Below are 16973 nucleotides of genomic sequence, written 5' to 3'. Positions count from 1 at the left end.
GAAAAGATTGTCTCTCGACGTTTTTTTGCTCAAATAAAAAACAGGGATGATTATGACTGGAAGTAAGATACTGGCCACGGGCCATTACGTGCCCAAAGACATCGTAACCAATGACGACCTTGCCAAAGTCGTGGACACTTCAGATGAGTGGATTGTTGCCCACACGGGCATCAAGTCCCGCCGTGTGTCTTTGCGTGGGGAAAACACGTCCGACTTGGCGACCGAGGCGGCTAAGCAGGCAATCGACCGGGCAGGCATTGCAGTGGAAGAAGTCGGCTTTATCATTGTGACGACTTTTACGCCGGACGGTTTGGCGCCTTCAACGGCTGCCATAGTGCAGCGCAACTTGGGGGCTGATCAAGCCTGGGCCTTTGACTTGTCAACGGCCTGTGCCGGCTTTGTTTTTGGCCTGGCCACGGCAGACAAGTTCATCAAGACCGGTGCCTACAAGTACGGCTTGGTAATTTCGGCTGAAGTCAATTCGAAGATGATGGACTTTTCCGATCGAACATCGACGGTCTTCTTTGGCGACGGGGCTGGCGCAGTCGTGCTTGCTCCAAGCAAAGATCCTGAGCTGCTTGCAGAAGAGATGCATACGGTCGGTGATGAAAAAGTCGTCCACTCCGGTCGAATTTCGCCACTGGCAAAGCTAGCTGCGGATAACTATCCAAAGATTGATGCTTTTGCCCAAGAAGGTCGTTCGGTCTATAACGAAGTGACGACTAAAATTCCGGCCCACATTCAGTCTTTCTTAAAAAAGGAAGGCCTGACCGTAGATGATATCGACTACTTTGTCTTGCACCAGGCCAACTTGCGGATGATTGAAAGTGTGGCGGACACCCTGGGACAGTCCATGGATAAGTTCGTGACCAATGTTGAGGTCTATGGAAACGCCTCATCGGCAGGAATCGCCATGGCCTATGATCAGTTGAATACTTCCCTTGATCTGACCGGAAAGAAGGTGCTGTTAACAGGCTTTGGTGCCGGTTTCACCTACGGTTCACTGTTGCTTGGTCGTTAATTTGCAAAAACAGTTGATTTATTGTAATATAAACGTAACCTATGGGATATTCTGCAGTAATGCAGGACGTCTAAAATAGGCATATAGATTGAGCGCATCCTATGGATGTCGTGAAATATCCAAAAATAAGTAAAACATATGGAGAGTCTCTCATGAAGAATAACGTAACTAAGACGATCTTGGCCGCATTAGCTTCTGCTACTGCCTTTGCTGCAGCCGGTGCTCATGCATCTGCCAACGAAATCACGATTCAAGAAGGCGACACGCTTTCACAAATCGCAGCTGACAACAACGTAACGGTTGAAGAATTGGTTGCTAAGAACAACATTGCCAACGCTGACTTGATTATCGCTGGTAACACGATTTCAACTGATGGAATCGCTGGTGCAAGTGCATCTTCTGATGTACAAGCTTCAACTGATGAAAACGTAACGGCAACGGCTTCAACTGATGATGCTAACACTGCTGCTACGACGAACACGAACACGCAAGCACAAGCTGCTACAACGTCATCTGTTGACTACTCAACGTACTCAGCTGGTGCAAACGGTTCTGTTCAAACGATCATCAACGCCATGAACGCTAAGCGTGCCGCTGCCGGTTTGGCACCTGTATCATACGACGCTTCATTGGCAGCAACTGCCGCTTCACGTGCCGCTAACGCCGAAGCAAACGGTGGATTGCCAACTGGTCACTTCCAACAAGTTGCCGGACCTGAAGTTGTTGCCATCGACTGGTCACCATCAGCTGTTGTTGACGCTTGGTACAACGAAACTGGTATGGTTGCCGCACCTGCACACCGTAACTGGTTGATGAACGCTTCATTCACCCGCGTTGGCTTCGCCATCGTTGGTGACACGATCGTTGGTATCGCTGGCTAATTTAATTAAAATTTCCGAGACGACTAGCTTTGGCTGGTCGTCTTTTTTTCTTTACATTTGCTTTCAAAGGTAAAGCTTTTCCTAAGATAGGTATTAAATCAACGTTTTAACTTATGTTTAACATGCTCTGTGATAGAATGGAAAAAGTTAAGAGAAAATCTAAAAATTCGTTAGAAGACGGAGCACAGTTACATGCAACAAGATCCAAATCAATTTTCGCGCAAGGCCCGCTACGATGGTGTTCGACAGAAAAACAAGAAGAAGAGTCGTCTACGCAAGTGGTTGCTCTCCATTTTTGTCATAATCGTTTTAGCGATTGCTGGATGGGGAACGTACCTTTACGCTCAGTACAAGGGATCGATTGACGACATTCAAAAGTCGGCCAAGATCAACAAGACTCGTAACGTATCCAACCTGATTGCCCGTGGTAAGCCCTTCTCCATTTTGGTGTTGGGTACCGACGTTGGGGAATTGAATCGTGACCGAACGGGACTGACCGATTCTATGATGCTTGTGACGGTGAACCCAAAGACCGATAAGATCACCATGGTTTCCATTCCACGTGATATCGTGACCGCTATTCCTGGTTACGAGGATTCCTTCCCACAGAAGCTGAACGCCGCTTACGCCTTTGGTGGCGTTGGGGCGACGATGCAGGCCGTTCAGAACTACTTGAACGTGCCGGTTGATTCCTATGCTCTGGTCAACATGAAGGGATTGACGACCCTAGTTAACAAAGTCGGTGGTGTTTCCGTTGAATCACCAATGGACTTCCAGTACAGTCAAGACACGGCCCATGATTATGGTCCAAACCTTTATCGTTTCCACAAGGGATCGACAAAGTGGGAGTACTCGGATGATAATGGTGCAACTTGGTCAACTTCAAAGACAAAGTTGACGGGTGATGCCGCCTTGGCCTTCTCCCGGATGCGTTATGATGATCCGCAGGGTGACTACGGTCGTCAGCAGCGGCAGCGTTTGGTCATGCAGGCCCTGATTAAGAAGTCTGTCAACGCCGAAACGCTTCTGAACGCTTCCTTCGTCAAGTCCTTGTCGAAGTACGCGCAAACTGATCTTTCATTCAACAACATCGTCAAGATTGCTCAGAAGTACCGTTCAGCAGCGAAGAATCAAGATTCTGACCACATGCAGGGAACGGGCGTCATGTCTGCAGGTGTTTCTTACCAGGCCGTTAAGACCTCAGAAAAGCAACGCATTACGGATAAGATTCGTTCGCAGCTTGGCTTAGCCGAAAAGGAGACTGGTTCGCAGTTTGGTGGCGATGTACCAAGTTCTGGATACAGCATTGCCAGAACTTACTTATCGCAAATTGGCGAAACCCTTGAAGAGTAATGAAAAAAGCATTGGACTGCGGTTCAATGCTTTTTTATTTGCCCCTGATTCCATGTTATACTGGACCATAATCCCTAAATGAGGCATCCCATGCGTGAAAAGACAATTGCAATCATTGATTTGGGCAGCAATTCGGCTCGCCTAGTCGTTGAAAAACTGAAGAGCGACGGCTCGTACCGGGAACTTTACCGGGTGAAGGAAGACACCCGACTTTCAAAAGGGATGGGCGATTCCCTGCTCTTGCAAGAGGAGCAGATTGAAAAAACGCTGGCTGTTTTGAAAGATTATATGGGACGAATCCGTCCGTATTCCGTGGATGCTATTTACGGAATCACAACCGCTGCGGTACGAACGGCCAAGAACCAGGCGGACTTTTTAAAGCGGGTTCAAGAGACCGTGGGCGTAAAGCTTCGCGTTTTGACCGGTGAAGAAGAAGCCCACTATGATTTTTTGGGCGTGCTTTCTTCTTTGCCGAGCGTGCAATCGGCCGTGATTTTGGATACGGGCGGGGCTTCCGTCGAACTTATTCCCTACAAGAACAAGCAGGCAGAAGCCGAAGTTTCCTTGCCCTTTGGCGCAGTCAACCTGTCTGAAAAGTACGGTTTGGCTGATAAAGTCCAGAAAAAAGATATCGAGGGGGCCTGTCAACAGATTACCGAAGCTTACGAGCAGTTACCCTTTATCGCAAACAATCAGGAACAACCCGTTATTTTATTGGGGGGCGCCAACCGCTCGCTTGCTAAGATGGCAGAAAAGAAGGGCTGGACAAAGCAGGGGCAAAAGACACTACACGGTCTCTTTTTATCCTCTTCTCGGGTTGAACAAATCTTTTCTGAAATTGCCCAGATGGACCGTCAGGAGCGGGAACATTTGGCCGGTCTTGAAAAGAACCGGGCCGACATCATTATTTCTGGTCTCTTACCCGTCTTGAACTTGGTTCGAGCGCTGCAGTCACCGAGGGTGATTTTTTCCGAATCAGGTGTTCGTGAGGGGCTTATTTTTGAATTGATTCAAGAGGAATTTAAGCGTTCATGACAAAGAAATTTTACCAGGAGACGCCGGCAGGACGCTTGGACCGTTTAGCCTTGAAAGCGTCATTGCAGACCTTTTATCAAGAACGGCAGTCTACTGAAATGCCGGAACTGATTGAAAATTACATTGCCGATTTCAAGTTGCCGGAAGGGGTTTTGCCTAGTTTGATTTTGGATGGCCAGTCTTTTTCGGTGCCAATGGTCACTGAAGAGCCCTCCGTGGTGGCGGCTGCTAGCAACGGTGCTCGCTTAGTCGGACTGGCTGACGGCTTTCAAGGAAAGGGAAAAAGCCAAGCGCTGTTAGGGGGCGAAATTCTTTTTTTGGATGTCGACCAAGCGGTGCTAGCGACATTTATTAAGGATAAGGAAGAGCGGCTTATTGAAGTTGCCAAGCAGGCTAAGCCCAGCATGGCGGCCCGTGGTGACGGCTTGAAGGCGCTGGCTTTCGAAGTGCTCGATGATCGGCACAGCAAGCTGGCCATTACCGTTCAAACGGGTTTGGCAATGGGGGCGAATGCGGTCAACACCATTCTAGAGGCGCTGAAGAAGGAATTGGAAGACTTTGCGCCCTTCATTGTGGGCGCCATTTTGACTAACAGTGGCCAAGATGCCCTCGTCTCCGTGGAAGCGGGCGTACCTATCGAAGCCTTGGGCGGTTTGCGGGCTGCAGAAAAGATTGTGGCGCTGTCCGACTTTGGCAAAGTTGATGCTGATCGGGCCGTGACGGAAAACAAGGGGATCTTTAACGGACTATCGGCCGTTGTCCTGGCAACTGGAAACGATTACCGGGCCGTTGAGGCCGCTGGCCATGCCTACGCAGCCCGAACTGGCCGTTACCAGTCCCTGTCTGAATGGCGACTCAGTGCCGACCGCAAACAGCTGCTTGGCCGCTTGACCATGCCCTTAAACATCGGCCTACTGGGTGGGGCGATCGCGGCTTTGCCAATGGCCCAAAGAAACCTCGAATTGCTGGGGAATCCCGATCTGGACACGCTGAAAAAAGTCGTCCTGGCCACCGGCCTAGCGAATAACCTAGCTGCCTTAAAGGCCGTTGCTGGCCCGGGTATTCAGGCTGGACACATGCGGATGCAGGCCCGTACCCTGGCCATCCAAGCTGGGGCAGTGGCGGGGGAAATCGTCCTTGTTGCCGAGCAACTTTCAAAGAAAAACCGGATTGACCAACACGAAGCAGAAAAAATCTTAGGAGAACTACGTAGTCATGACGCCTAAATTGAATGCACTATTAGAACAAGTTAACCAGACCTATCCCGGAACCGTGATGGTGCGAACGGGTGAGGAAGAAAGCGGTCGCTTGCGAATGGACCAAAGTAAGCAGTCCTTTTTGGCGGATCGTTTGTTGATTGAAATTCCTGATCAGACCGAAGCCGACTTTTTAATCGGAAACGAACTGCTCCAGCTACTCTTGTCTTTGAACGGCATCGTTCCGCAGATCTTCTTTGGACTAACCTTTGAAGATGAGGAACTGGACCAGCAACTGGTCACGATTGCCAGTCGTTTGCACAAGATGGTCATGCATGGCATTACCTTTCGTGAAATGGCCAAGCAGGGCTTCTTAACAAAGGACACTGCTAAGGCCTTTCAAGCAGGGATTGAAGATGAGTTGACGGCTGAAGAGGACGCAATCGATGGACAACACCTGTTCCGCCTGCTCTCCTTGGTGGATGCGCAAATTTTTAACGCCGTTGCCAAAGAAAACGGGTTGAAGGACGAGGCCAAGCAGGCAGATGAACGCTACCACGCCCTCTACCCAAAGGCCAGTGCGGCTGCCAAGGCCCTCTCGGATATCATTGTCGAAGCGGACTTAAAAGAATCGCGCAACATTCGAAAGACGATTGTCCGCGTCTTTGCCGGACTCGACGAACTGCTTGAAGAAGTCGACCTGCCAACGGTCAATGCTAAGCAGTACGTGACCTTGGCACCGGTTTTGTCCGAACGACAATTAAACGGTCCCGTTAAGAATCTCTTTGAAATCTTCCATTCTGAAATGACCGACTTTGCCTCAAAGGAAAAGGCCTACGTTGGCCTTGGAAAGCAGGATCAGCAAAACACCTTTGTGATTGCACCGCCTACAAATCCGGCGGACCGACCAAAGTTCTTTACGGAACTTTACGCCCTTTCTGTGAGGGAATTGCTTGAAAAGTTGGCCTTGCCCTACATTTTGCGTCGCTAATTCTTTTTTGACTGGAGGTAAGTGATGAAGCACATGGTAAGCAAGCAGATTCAAGAGGACTTTGACCGGGCGAAATCGATCGTCTTTTTGACTGGCGCTGGGGTCTCGACTGCCTCTGGCATACCCGATTACCGATCCAAAAACGGGGTCTATCAAAACCTGGCTTATGCACCAGAGTATTTGCTCTCCGATCAGGCCTTTGAGCAGATTCCAGAAATCCAGTACGCCTTTATGCAGGAAAACCTTTATTTTCCGCAAGCTAAGCCAAACGTCATCCATGAAAAAATGGCGGCCTTTGTCAAAGAAAACCGGGCCAAGGTCATTACCCAAAACATTGATGATTTGGACGTACAAGCCGGTTTGTCCGACCAGGAGTTGATTCGTTTTCACGGCTCCCTCTACGACCTGTACAGCCCAAAGGATGGACAAAAGGCGACTTTGCCAGCTTATCAGCAGTCGCTTTACCGAGAAGATGGGGCTTTAATTCGTCCGCGAATCACCTTCTATGGTGAAGTGCCCTTCCGGGTGGAAGAGGCGGTCGATTGGGTGAAGGCGGCCGATTTAATCTGTCTCGTTGGCACCTCTTTTAAAGTCTATCCCTTTGCTGGCCTGCTGAATTATGCCAAAAGAGATTGCCTAATATACGCCGTTAATTTGACGCCCTTGCCAGCCATGGCCGGGGTGCAACAGGTGATTGGGGACGCCAGTCAATTTTTTACCGAATTAAAAAACTAAGCCGAAAGGCTTTTTTTTATTGGAAAAAACGGTATGATACAAAAAGGAGGAAGTATTTATGTCAATGAATCAAGGGGACCAGCAGCTGCATGGTCACTTGCAAGAAGAACCGGTTCACCAACAGGAAAATCACGGGCACCATCATGCTGGGAAATCCGCCCAGCCATCCCAAAAGCCCTATTTAATCGGGATTTCGTTGAACTTGATTTTCGTTTTGTCTGAATTGGTCTTCGCTAAACTTGCGCACTCGACGGCTCTTTTCGCCGACGCCTTTCACAATTTATCGGATGTTTTGGCCCTGGTCATTGCCTGGTTGGCCGTTTTGGTCTTCGGAATTAAGGCCACCCGCAGTAAAACCTACGGTTGGCACAACGTTTCCATTCTGGCATCAATCTTTAACACCGTCTTGCTTTTGTTTGCGGTGGGGACAATCTTTGTTGAGGGAATGGGCGACTTGCTGAATCCCGGAAACATTCACACAAATGGGATTATGATTACCATTGTGGCGGCCATCGGAATCGTGGTGAACGTGTCAACGGCCATGCTCTTCAAGGCTTCCGGGGTGCCGGATGAACACGGACACAGCCACGGCGGCCATGACCAGGACTTGAACGCCAAGACGGCCTACATCCACCTACTGTCGGACGCCGGCGTGTCGATTGGTGTGATTTTGGCCGGTTGGCTGATTAAAATGACGGGCTGGCAGTTGATTGATCCAATCGTTTCGCTCTTGATTGGTCTGATTATCTTAGTAACGGCTTGGCCGGTCATGAAAGAAACGGTCAACTTAGCCATTAACGGGGTGCCAGACGAAGTCGATGCGGATGCTATCTACGATTACTTGCTTGAAAAAGAGGGGGTTTTTGGCCTTCACGACTTGCACATCTGGCCTTTGTCAACGACCGAGGTGGCGCTGACGGTGCACTTATCATTGCAAAAGGAAGCGCTTGAAAAAGATCACGGACTTTCCTTGTTGAACAAAATCGAAAACGAATTGAAGGACGACTTTGGCATTAGTCACGTGACCATTCAGATTGAAGGACAGCAAAAAGAAGCCAACTGTAACGTTATTTAGAATTGTTTTTCTGAAAAGAAGTTCCCTTTAATTTCTTTAAAAAAGCGATATAAATAAGAATTATTCTTATCTAAAGGACTGGTTTTCAAAAGAAAATTAAATTAAGATTAAATCATAAAAGGGGCCTGGGACTTAATCCCAGGCCTTTTTTGAAAGATATTAGACAAAGCTGTTTAAAAAATTACGAAAATTTCGCTTGACCTCTGCTATTCCTCGTGTAATATTAAGTCTAGACTTAGGAAAAGTCATTGAGTTAAGTAGCTTTCATAAGCTTTCAACAACCAAGTTGAATGAAATCCTTTATGAAAATTATTTAGCGATTTTAAACAGATGAATAACAAGCCTTCTAGCTACTTTAGAATGCTTTTATCAACGGCAAGGGGATCTTCCGGTCTTTTTTGCTGTTAAACATTTTTTAGAAGCGTTTTCAATGGCCTTCCTGAGGAGAAATCCAAAGGAGACAATTATGGACAATTCCATGAACGAAAAGAGCCACCGCTCATTGATTGAGCACACGGGTGGTAAGTCACTTGAAGAAGTGAACGGCAGTATCGAAGTGCCAAAGAACGCCTCATTCTGGCGTCGACTCTTCGCATTCTCAGGACCAGGGGCCTTGGTTGCCGTTGGTTATATGGATCCAGGTAACTGGGTTACGTCAATCGCCGGTGGTGCTGGATACCACTACTTGTTGCTTTCAATCATTTTGATTTCATCATTGATTGCCATGCTTTTGCAGTACATGGCTGGTAAGCTTGGAATCGTTAAGCAAGAAGATTTGGCCCAAGCAACGGGTAACCGTACAAACAAGTTTGGTCGTTACGCACTTTGGATCATGACCGAATTAGCCTTGATCGCAACGGATATCGCCGAAGTTGTTGGTGGTGCCATTGCCCTTTCATTGCTGTTCGGTTGGCCACTTCTGGTCACGGTCTTCTTGACTGCCTTCGATGTTATTATCCTGCTTCTCTTGATGAAGTTTGGATTCCGTAAGATCGAAGCAATCGTTATGACGTTGATCGTAACCATCTTGGTTGTCTTTGTTTACTTAACAATCTTGTCAAAGCCAGACTGGGCTGCTGTACTTGGTAACTACGTACCTCGTCCACAAACTATGTCATTGAAGGCTGCTGAAGGTTTGGACAACCCATTGTTCTTGACTGCTGGTATCATTGGTGCCACGGTTATGCCGCACAACCTTTACTTGCACTCATCAATTTCACAAACTCGTCAAGTCAACCACGACAATCCTGAAGAATTGAAGGAAGCCGTTCGCTTGATGACTTGGGATTCAAACATCCAATTGACTTTGGCCTTCTTCATCAACTCAATGTTGTTGATTGTTGGTGCCGCTTTGTTCTTCGGCCACGCCCAAGAATTGTCAGGATTCCACCAATTGTACGATGCCTTGAACGATAAGAACATCGCTGGAGCCATCGCTTCTCCTGTCTTGTCAACTTTGTTCGCCGTTGCCCTCTTGGCTTCTGGTCAGAACTCAACCATCACTGGAACCTTGACTGGTGAAATCATCATGGAAGGTTTCTTGCACTTCCGTATTCCAATGTGGCTCCGTCGTGTGATTACCCGTGGTATCGCCATCACGCCGGTTTTGATCATCGCCATTATTTACGGTGGTAACGAAGCACAAATGGATGCCTTGATCGAATCAACGCAGGTCTTCTTGTCAATCGCCTTGCCATTCTCAATGGCGCCATTGATTTACTTCACGTCATCTAAGAAGATCATGGGTCCTTACGCTAACTCAGCTTGGGTTAAGTGGGCTGGATGGTTGTCATTCGTTGCTTTGACTGCTATCAACGTCTTCCTTGTATGGAACATGTTTGCTGGATAAGAAGAAGGAGGCTATCATGGCTGAATTGAAATTAAACATTACGCCTAAGCAGTTCAAGACTGTTTTGGTTGGCGTTGACGAATCCGAACAAGGATACAACGCTTTGGCAAACGCTATTCACCAAGCACGCGAAGACGACGCACAGTTGATCATCGCCTCAATCTTGGAAATGGGTGACTTGTCAGCGATCTCTGCATTGCACCTTGATGTCATCAAGGAAAAGCGTGCAGAAATCGAAGAAAACTTGGCTAAGTACAAGGCTTATGCTGAGGAACAAGGGGTTAACCAAGTTGAAACCGTCTTTGCTGACAGCGTTAAGGCTGGTGAAGCATTGGTTGAAGACATTGCCCCTCAAGTGAAGGCCGACTTGATCGTTGTTGGTGCTCACTCACGCGAAGGCTTCTGGGGTTCAATCGGATCGCAAGCTTCATACATCGCGCGTAACGCAAAGATCTCTGTTTTGATCGTTCAAAACTAAGAGTAGGAAAAGCAGCTGAAGAAATTCAGCTGCTTTTTTATTTGCTTAAAAGAATCGAAAATAAAAATTCCCTGCTATAATAGTTATATGAAAGAAGAAATTCAACGTGAACTAAGCCATATCTTCAAATTGCTTTCCTCCGAAAAGCGTTTGGCGATCTTGATGCGTTTAGAAGAGAAGCCCTATTCCGTTTCCGAACTGATTGAGGCCCTTCAAATGGAACAGTCCGCTGTCTCCCACCAGCTACAAAAGCTTCGTGAAGAACAAGTTGTGGCCGTTGAAAAAGTCGGCCGGACCGTCTACTACCACCTCACGGACTCGCACATTATTGATCTTTTGACCAATGCGGAAAAGCACGTGGAGCACGTGGTCAACCATGAGAGTCACGAAGATTGGTTGAAGCGGGAAAAGGAATAAAAAAGGGAAGAAAAAGCGTCTTTTTTATTGACAGCTGACCTTGGCCTTGATAAACTAATATAGTTGTGAAAACGCAATGCCCTTGTGGCGGAATTGGCAGACGCGCTGGACTCAAAATCCAGTGGTGGCAACACCGTGTGGGTTCGACTCCCACCGAGGGCATCCGTAAAAGAAGCGAGAATATCGCTTCTTTTTTTGTACATAAAAAGTCGGGCAGGAGAAATCCTGCCCGACTTTTGCCTTTTAATCGACGGTTGCTGCACCGGTTTGATAATTGATGGTGATGCCTGGTTGAACGTTGAAGATCCAGTAGTTCAAGTTCAGCGTTGCCCCGTTGTCCTCGACCGATTTGGCCATGTAGTGGACCCCGCGTGGCACTAGTTCGTTACCGGAATAAACCGGTGTGACCTGACCACGAATGGTGATGTTTGGGTGCTCCTTTAACGCATAAAGAATGTCGTCTTCTGGCACCAGCTGGCCAGGATAGGCGTTTTCGACACGAGTGCCAGTGGTCATGTTTTCAGTGACCATCGTGGCCATGCCAAAGAACTGATAGCCGACAATGTGGGACTTGTTCCACAGGGCCTGCTTGCTGCCACCCAGGCTGACTTTGGGGTTGTTGTGGCTGCCGCCGACCCAGAACGTTCCGTTGAAGTGGTCGTTTTGGTTCCAGCCAGAGGGGCGGACGCTCTTTGGAATCTGGCTTGGTCGTTTAGTGACTTTGTCCATGGCCTTCTTGGAAGCGACAAAGTTGGCTTGGCCGGAACGACCGAGGCTGTCTAGGTTGGAAAGCGCTAGGCCGTCAACTGGATTGAGCTTGCTCTTATTGCCTGGAAAGCTTTGTTTCAACTCCTCGTCTGAAAAAGTCGCCTGGTTATTGTTCAAGTGAACAATGTCGCCATCCAGGGTGCCGTCCCACTTGATGTTTAAGAGGTCTTGATCAGAAGCAGATGTTGCCGTGACATTGGCCGAACGGTTGGCCTTCTTCGCTGACTGTAGGACCTTTGACTGTTTTTGTTCGCTTGGTCCTTGCTTATGCACCCCTTCATTTTTGACGGCTTGAAAGGCAAAAACCGCCACGAGAGCGAGAACCATTGTGGCGGTTTGGGTAAATCGTTTTTGATTCGTTTGTCGTTTTGCCATTAGAAGGACATTGCTCCTAAGAATTGCTTAATGCGAGCTTCCTTCGAATGAAAGAAGCCATCGGTTGGTCCAGCATAGCCAATCGAACCGTTATCAACAAAGATGATCTGGTCGGCCACCTGTTCGGCAAAAGCCATGTTGTGCGTGACGATAATCATGGACACGTCCTTTTTGGCCAAGTCCTTCAAGACACGGAGAACTTGTGCTTCCAATTCCGGATCCAGGGCTGAGGTTGGCTCATCTAAGAGCAAGTACTTGGGTTCCATGGCCAAAGCACGCAGAATGGCCACGCGCTGTTGCTGCCCGCCTGAAAGTTGGTAGGGGTAGCGGTTGGCCAATTCCGTCATGTCAAACTGTTCAAGCAACGCCTGGGCCTTTGCTTCGGCTTCCTGCTTGGACTTCTTTTGGACCTTGATTGGGCCTTCGGTCAGGTTCTTCATCACGTTCAAGTGAGTGAAGAGGGCCTTTTCTTGAAAGACCATGGCCGTCTTTTGCCGAATCTGAAGGATTTGGCTGCTGGTCAAAGGCTTTGCCAAATCGAGGCTGATGTCATCAATGGTCAGAATTCCTTGATCGGGCCGCTCCAGGAGGTTTAAGGCCTGCAAGAGTGTTGACTTACCAGATCCCGAAGGACCGACGATGGCCGTCGTTTCTTCGGCGGGAAAGTCAACCGAGATGTCGTCTAAGGCGACTTTGTCAGGGTAGTGCTTACTGAGATTTTTTACTTGAATCATTGGGCAAACCTCGATGTGTACTTTTCTAGGTAGTGCTGACCGATTGACAGAATTGACGTGAAGAAGGCGTAGACCAAGGCAACCAGAATGTACATCGACAAAACCTTATAGTTGGCCGCAGCGATTTGCTGGGACAGGTAAAAAATTTCCACGATGGTGATGACGGAAGCCAGGGAAGTGTCCTTTAACAGGCCAATCAAAGAGTTTGATAGGGGCGGAATGGAAATCCGCGCCGCCTGTGGCAAGACGACGTTCAAATAGACTTGTGCACGGGTCATGCCAAGCGATTCGGCCGCCTGCTTTTGGACTTCTGGAACAGAAGAAATCGATGCGCGGATCGTCTCCGACGCGTAGGCCCCGGTATTCAAGGAGAAGACCGTGATGGCCGATACCCAGGCCGACTGGAAGAAGGCGATGTGGGCGTTTGGTAAACCGTAGAAGACGATAAAGAGTTGAACGATTAACGGCGTGGAGCGGAAGAACCAGACGTAGGCGTTGGCCAACCACTTCACGATTTGTAAAAAGGCGGCCGCCCATTCGTTTTGCGGAAGCTTTGACACGCGAATCAGGGCGGTCAAAGAGGCGAAGATCAATCCGAAAAAGAAGGAAATCGCTGTCAGTGGAATGGTGTATTTGATTGCTGCAATGAAAAGTTCGGGCAGGTATTTAACTGCCAGGTTGAAAAAGTCTGTCATACTTTCTTCCTATTATAATTTGCTTGCGCTTATTCCTTGGTCAAGTCCTTGTTGAAGTACTTCTTTGACAGCTTGGTCAAGGTACCGTCTTCGCGAATTTCCTTCATGGCCTTGTTGACCTTTTCTTGAAGCTTCTTGTTATCCTTGTTCATCAAGACACCGTCAGGTGTTGAGCCCATGTCCTTTGAGACGTCAACGGCTTCGACATCGGCATCGGGGTTTGACTGCTTCCAGTTTTCAAAGGCACCCATATCGTTTAAGGAACCGTCGGCACGGTTGGTTGTCAACAGGTTCATGGCCTCGATGATACCTGCAACGGCCTTGATGTTGGCACCTTCCGCTTGGGCTCGTTTTCCGTAGTTTGACGTTACGGATTGGGCCATCGTCTTCCCCTTGATATCGGAGAGCTTATTTAATGACGTATCACCGGTGCGACGAATCAAAGCGGCTTTGGGGTAAAGGTAAGGCGTTGACATCCGGTAGTTCTTCTTCCGATCGTCGGTGATTCCGATGTTGTTGATGACGGCGTCGTAACGCTTAGCGTTGATTCCGGCGATTAAGGAATCCCACTTTGATTGGACGAAGTTGACTTTCATGTCCATTTTCTTAGCCAGGGCTTCGGCAATTTCAACTTCGAAACCGGTCAAGTTTCCCTTGTCGTCGTGGTAAGAGAAGGGCGCGTAGGTTCCTTCCAAACCAACGGTAAAGGTACCGGCCTTAATGGTGGTGTCATCCTTTTGTGATGAGGCCATCTTGCTGATTCCAAAGATAGCCCCGATGATAACGATTAGTCCTGCTAGAATAATTGCGATTTTTTTGTTCATTTTCGTACTCCTAATTTACTCAAAAAGAAAAGACCACCCCCAAGTAGAGAAAGGGTCCCTACTTGAATTGGGTGGTCTTTAACCTACAAACGCCACCCTAAATAAGCGGTGTACAACAGCAAACCGTTTGAGTCATCATGTTCATTTGGGCATTGATTGTGTTTGCGTTCATAGTTACTCTCCTTTTTAATCTGTTTTTAGTGTACCGGTGCGTAATTTTTTTGTCAATAAAGTTTCGGAAAAACAAGACAAAGTCAAAAGAATTGGTCTGCTTGGCAAAAAGCCCTTTTTAATTAGAAAAGAGGCTTTCGTGAAAAAAAGTATAAAAATGGTTTATTAGGACTTTTTCTCTTTGACTGACTGCTGTCACGACTGGTTAGAAGGGGGCCTTTTTGCTATAATAGTGGACAGAACAGGCACCATTAGCCAGGAAAGGGACTCATATGTCAGAAAAAAATACCTTCTATATTACAACGCCCATTTACTATCCATCCGGAAAGCTGCAATTGGGAAACACTTATACGACTGTTTTGGCCGATGCGGCTGCGCGATACCACCGCTTGCTCGGTGATGACGTCTTCTTCTTGACCGGTACCGACGAACACGGTGAAAAGATTCAGAAGAAGGCCGCCGCTGCTGGCACGACTGAAAAGGAATACTTGGATAAGATGGCCAAGGACATCAAGGACCTCTGGTCGTTGATGAACATTTCCTATGACAAGTTTATTCGGACGACCGACGTTGACCACGAAAAAGCCGTGCAAAAGATTTTCCAGCAGTTGCTTGATCAGGGTGATATCTACAAGGGCCAGTATGAAGGTTGGTATTCCGTTTCTGACGAAGAGTACTTTACCGAATCACAATTGGCCGAAGTCTACCGAGATGACGACGGCAAGATGATTGGTGGGAAGGCGCCATCCGGCCACGAAGTCGAAAAGATTCAAGAAGAGACCTACTTCTTCAAGATGTCCAAGTACGCCGACTGGTTGGTGGACTACTACAAGGCCCACCCGGAATTCGTCCAGCCCGAATCCCGGATGAACGAGATGTTGCAAAACTTCATCTTGCCAGGGTTGGAAGATTTGGCCGTTACGCGAACTTCCTTTGACTGGGGGGTTCCAGTTCCCGGCGATGAAAAGCACGTCATTTACGTTTGGATTGACGCCTTGGCCAACTATATTACGGCTTTGGGCTACGGAACCGATAAGGATGACCTCTTCAAGAAGTTCTGGCCAGCCAACATTCAGTTGGTTGGAAAGGAAATCGTTCGTTTCCACATTATTTACTGGCCAATCATGCTCCACGCCCTCGGCCTGGAATTGCCAAAGGAAATCATTGGCCACGGTTGGCTGGTGATGAAGGACGGCAAGATGTCCAAGTCGAAGGGAAACGTCATTTACCCAGAAGACTTGACGGAACGCTACAGCTTGGATGCCGTCCGCTACTACCTCTTGCGGGCCATGCCATTTGGTAACGACGGGGTCTTTTCACCGGAAGACTTCGTTTCCCGCGTGAACTTCGACTTGGCCAACGACTTGGGTAACTTGCTCAACCGAACGGTTGCCATGATCAACAAGTACGAGGGTGGCGTTTTGCCAGAATTTGTTTCGGACAAGACGGCCTTTGATGCCGACTTTGAAGAGTTGGTAGCCGAAAAGTTAGCCGCTTACCAAGAACAGATGGCTGGGGTTCACACGGCTGACGCCCTCGAATCCGTTTGGGCCATCGTTCGTCGGGCCAACAAGTACATCGATGAAACGGAGCCATGGGTTTTGGCCAAGAAGGCCGGTGAAGACGCCGAGGCCAAGGCGACGCTGTCAGCCGTGATGGCCCACTTGGCCGCCGGCTTGCGAGTGGTTGCGGCCATGCTCCAACCGGTCATGGTTGACGTGCCAAAGGCGATCTTTGAACAGCTTGGCTTGACTTTGCCAGAGGGCGGCTTGACTTTGAACGGCTTGGCCATGGCGGATTTGCCAGCCGGTGCCAAAGTCGTCAAGAAGGGTCAGCCAATCTTTCCACGTTTGGACGTGGAAGAAGAGGTGGGCTTCATCGCCGGTTTGGTGTCAAAGGACACCAAGGGCAAGGGCCGTGCCGTTAAGGAAGCGGCTAAGAAGGCTGAACAGCAAAAGCAAGAAGCCGTGGAACACAAGGCAGCAATCGAATACGATGACTTTGATAAGATTGAAATTTTGGCAGCCAAGATTACGGCGGCCGAACTGTTGCCAAAGTCGAAGAAGTTGATCAAGTTTACCTTGGATGATGGTTCAGAGAAGCCCCGTCAGATTCTTTCGGGAATTCGTCAGTGGTACCCAGAACCAGAAGTTTTGGTTGGCAAGACGGTCGCGATTGTGGCCAACATGAAGCCCCGGAAGATGGCTGGTGAGCTGTCCGAAGGAATGGTTCTTTCAGCTGAGAAGAACGGCATCGTAACCGTATCGATTTTGCCTGACAGCATCGAAGCTGGATCGGGAATTGAATAAAAACGTGATTTGAAGGCCGGCCTTACAATTTTTTGTGGGCCGGCTTTTTGTAAAAAAGGTTGAGCA

Annotated in this window: 16 protein-coding genes and 1 tRNA gene; 13 read left to right on the top strand and 4 right to left on the bottom strand. The window is 48.4% G+C overall.

Translation table 11 applies throughout. From position 1 onward, the window contains the following. Window positions 1–52 precede the first annotated feature (52 nt). The 12 genes from G6R28_RS04810 (at window position 53) to G6R28_RS04755 (ending at window position 11193) form a co-directional block, all read left to right on the top strand. Window positions 53–1021 carry a beta-ketoacyl-ACP synthase III gene (locus G6R28_RS04810; protein ID WP_213793104.1) on the top strand — a complete coding sequence of 323 codons (969 nt, stop codon included), beginning with the start codon at window positions 53–55 and terminating at the stop codon, window positions 1019–1021. Between the two features lie 152 nt (window positions 1022–1173). Further along, the gene (locus G6R28_RS04805) at window positions 1174–1902 is read left to right on the top strand and encodes a CAP domain-containing protein (RefSeq protein WP_213793103.1); all 729 of its coding nucleotides are present in this window, start codon (window positions 1174–1176) and stop codon (window positions 1900–1902) included. Between the two features lie 192 nt (window positions 1903–2094). After that, window positions 2095–3255 (top strand): LCP family protein, encoded by a 1161-nt coding sequence (locus tag G6R28_RS04800; protein ID WP_213793102.1) that lies wholly within the window; start codon window positions 2095–2097, stop codon window positions 3253–3255. Window positions 3256–3345: 90 nt separating this feature from the next. Next, the gene (locus tag G6R28_RS04795) at window positions 3346–4290 is read left to right on the top strand and encodes a Ppx/GppA phosphatase family protein (RefSeq protein ID WP_213793101.1); all 945 of its coding nucleotides are present in this window, start codon (window positions 3346–3348) and stop codon (window positions 4288–4290) included. After that, on the top strand, window positions 4287–5516 hold the full coding sequence (locus tag G6R28_RS04790) for a hydroxymethylglutaryl-CoA reductase (protein WP_213793100.1): 1230 nt from the start codon (window positions 4287–4289) through the stop codon (window positions 5514–5516). Before G6R28_RS04795 ends, G6R28_RS04790 begins: the two co-directional genes overlap by 4 nt. Then, window positions 5506–6477 (top strand): nitrate ABC transporter ATPase, encoded by a 972-nt coding sequence (locus G6R28_RS04785; protein ID WP_213793099.1) that lies wholly within the window; start codon window positions 5506–5508, stop codon window positions 6475–6477. The genes G6R28_RS04790 and G6R28_RS04785 overlap by 11 nt, the downstream gene beginning before the upstream one ends. A 24-nt stretch (window positions 6478–6501) precedes the next feature. Then, window positions 6502–7212, top strand: a complete 711-nt coding sequence (locus G6R28_RS04780) for an NAD-dependent protein deacylase (RefSeq protein WP_213793098.1) — start codon at window positions 6502–6504, stop codon at window positions 7210–7212. A gap of 58 nt (window positions 7213–7270) precedes the next feature. Continuing rightward, window positions 7271–8287 (top strand): cation diffusion facilitator family transporter, encoded by a 1017-nt coding sequence (locus tag G6R28_RS04775; protein WP_238479346.1) that lies wholly within the window; start codon window positions 7271–7273, stop codon window positions 8285–8287. A 466-nt stretch (window positions 8288–8753) separates the two neighbouring features. Continuing rightward, the gene (locus tag G6R28_RS04770) at window positions 8754–10136 is read left to right on the top strand and encodes an Nramp family divalent metal transporter (RefSeq protein WP_213793097.1); all 1383 of its coding nucleotides are present in this window, start codon (window positions 8754–8756) and stop codon (window positions 10134–10136) included. A 16-nt stretch (window positions 10137–10152) separates the two neighbouring features. Beyond that, window positions 10153–10614 (top strand): universal stress protein, encoded by a 462-nt coding sequence (locus tag G6R28_RS04765; protein ID WP_213793096.1) that lies wholly within the window; start codon window positions 10153–10155, stop codon window positions 10612–10614. 87 nt (window positions 10615–10701) lie between these two features. After that, window positions 10702–11031: an ArsR/SmtB family transcription factor gene (locus G6R28_RS04760; protein WP_213793095.1), complete on the top strand. Its 330-nt coding sequence runs from the start codon at window positions 10702–10704 to the stop codon at window positions 11029–11031. Window positions 11032–11109: 78 nt separating this feature from the next. Continuing rightward, a tRNA-Leu gene (locus tag G6R28_RS04755) sits at window positions 11110–11193 on the top strand. 81 nt (window positions 11194–11274) lie between these two features. Here G6R28_RS04755 and G6R28_RS04750 read toward each other — a convergent pair. The 4 genes from G6R28_RS04750 to G6R28_RS04735 are packed head-to-tail and all read right to left on the bottom strand — an operon-like array spanning window position 11275 to window position 14427. Further along, window positions 11275–12174: a DNA/RNA non-specific endonuclease gene (locus G6R28_RS04750; protein ID WP_213793094.1), complete on the bottom strand. Its 900-nt coding sequence runs from the start codon at window positions 12172–12174 to the stop codon at window positions 11275–11277. Beyond that, window positions 12174–12908 (bottom strand): amino acid ABC transporter ATP-binding protein, encoded by a 735-nt coding sequence (locus G6R28_RS04745; RefSeq protein ID WP_213793093.1) that lies wholly within the window; start codon window positions 12906–12908, stop codon window positions 12174–12176. Before G6R28_RS04745 ends, G6R28_RS04750 begins: the two co-directional genes overlap by 1 nt. Then, the gene (locus G6R28_RS04740) at window positions 12905–13603 is read right to left on the bottom strand and encodes an amino acid ABC transporter permease (RefSeq protein ID WP_213793092.1); all 699 of its coding nucleotides are present in this window, start codon (window positions 13601–13603) and stop codon (window positions 12905–12907) included. The genes G6R28_RS04745 and G6R28_RS04740 overlap by 4 nt, the downstream gene beginning before the upstream one ends. Window positions 13604–13632: 29 nt before the next feature. Next, the gene (locus G6R28_RS04735; RefSeq protein ID WP_213793091.1) at window positions 13633–14427 is read right to left on the bottom strand and encodes a transporter substrate-binding domain-containing protein; all 795 of its coding nucleotides are present in this window, start codon (window positions 14425–14427) and stop codon (window positions 13633–13635) included. A gap of 443 nt (window positions 14428–14870) precedes the next feature. Here G6R28_RS04735 and metG point away from each other — a divergent pair, with 443 nt between their 5' ends. Further along, the gene (gene metG / locus G6R28_RS04730; protein WP_213793090.1) at window positions 14871–16907 is read left to right on the top strand and encodes a methionine--tRNA ligase; all 2037 of its coding nucleotides are present in this window, start codon (window positions 14871–14873) and stop codon (window positions 16905–16907) included. Window positions 16908–16973: the final 66 nt, after the last annotated feature.

Origin of the sequence: Fructobacillus papyrifericola (assembly GCF_018437235.1) — a bacterium.
In the GTDB taxonomy this organism is placed as follows: Bacteria; Bacillota; Bacilli; order Lactobacillales; family Lactobacillaceae; genus Fructobacillus; species Fructobacillus papyrifericola.
This window is presented reverse-complemented; position numbering and strand designations above follow the sequence as displayed.

Excerpts from the sequence above, each read along its gene's own strand:
- G6R28_RS04795 (WP_213793101.1), top strand. The coding sequence starts at position 3,346 with ATGCGTGAAAAGACAATTGCAATCATTGATTTGGGCAGCAATTCGGCT.
- G6R28_RS04765 (WP_213793096.1), top strand. The coding sequence starts at position 10,153 with ATGGCTGAATTGAAATTAAACATTACGCCTAAGCAGTTCAAGACTGTT.
- G6R28_RS04780 (WP_213793098.1), top strand. The coding sequence starts at position 6,502 with ATGAAGCACATGGTAAGCAAGCAGATTCAAGAGGACTTTGACCGGGCG.
- G6R28_RS04775 (WP_238479346.1), top strand. The coding sequence starts at position 7,271 with ATGTCAATGAATCAAGGGGACCAGCAGCTGCATGGTCACTTGCAAGAA.
- G6R28_RS04805 (WP_213793103.1), top strand. The coding sequence starts at position 1,174 with ATGAAGAATAACGTAACTAAGACGATCTTGGCCGCATTAGCTTCTGCT.
- G6R28_RS04810 (WP_213793104.1), top strand. The coding sequence starts at position 53 with ATGACTGGAAGTAAGATACTGGCCACGGGCCATTACGTGCCCAAAGAC.
- G6R28_RS04760 (WP_213793095.1), top strand. The coding sequence starts at position 10,702 with ATGAAAGAAGAAATTCAACGTGAACTAAGCCATATCTTCAAATTGCTT.
- G6R28_RS04785 (WP_213793099.1), top strand. The coding sequence starts at position 5,506 with ATGACGCCTAAATTGAATGCACTATTAGAACAAGTTAACCAGACCTAT.
- metG (WP_213793090.1), top strand. The coding sequence starts at position 14,871 with ATGTCAGAAAAAAATACCTTCTATATTACAACGCCCATTTACTATCCA.
- G6R28_RS04745 (WP_213793093.1), bottom strand. The coding sequence starts at position 12,908 with ATGATTCAAGTAAAAAATCTCAGTAAGCACTACCCTGACAAAGTCGCC.
- G6R28_RS04735 (WP_213793091.1), bottom strand. The coding sequence starts at position 14,427 with ATGAACAAAAAAATCGCAATTATTCTAGCAGGACTAATCGTTATCATC.
- G6R28_RS04770 (WP_213793097.1), top strand. The coding sequence starts at position 8,754 with ATGGACAATTCCATGAACGAAAAGAGCCACCGCTCATTGATTGAGCAC.
- G6R28_RS04800 (WP_213793102.1), top strand. The coding sequence starts at position 2,095 with ATGCAACAAGATCCAAATCAATTTTCGCGCAAGGCCCGCTACGATGGT.
- G6R28_RS04740 (WP_213793092.1), bottom strand. The coding sequence starts at position 13,603 with ATGACAGACTTTTTCAACCTGGCAGTTAAATACCTGCCCGAACTTTTC.
- G6R28_RS04790 (WP_213793100.1), top strand. The coding sequence starts at position 4,287 with ATGACAAAGAAATTTTACCAGGAGACGCCGGCAGGACGCTTGGACCGT.
- G6R28_RS04750 (WP_213793094.1), bottom strand. The coding sequence starts at position 12,174 with ATGGCAAAACGACAAACGAATCAAAAACGATTTACCCAAACCGCCACA.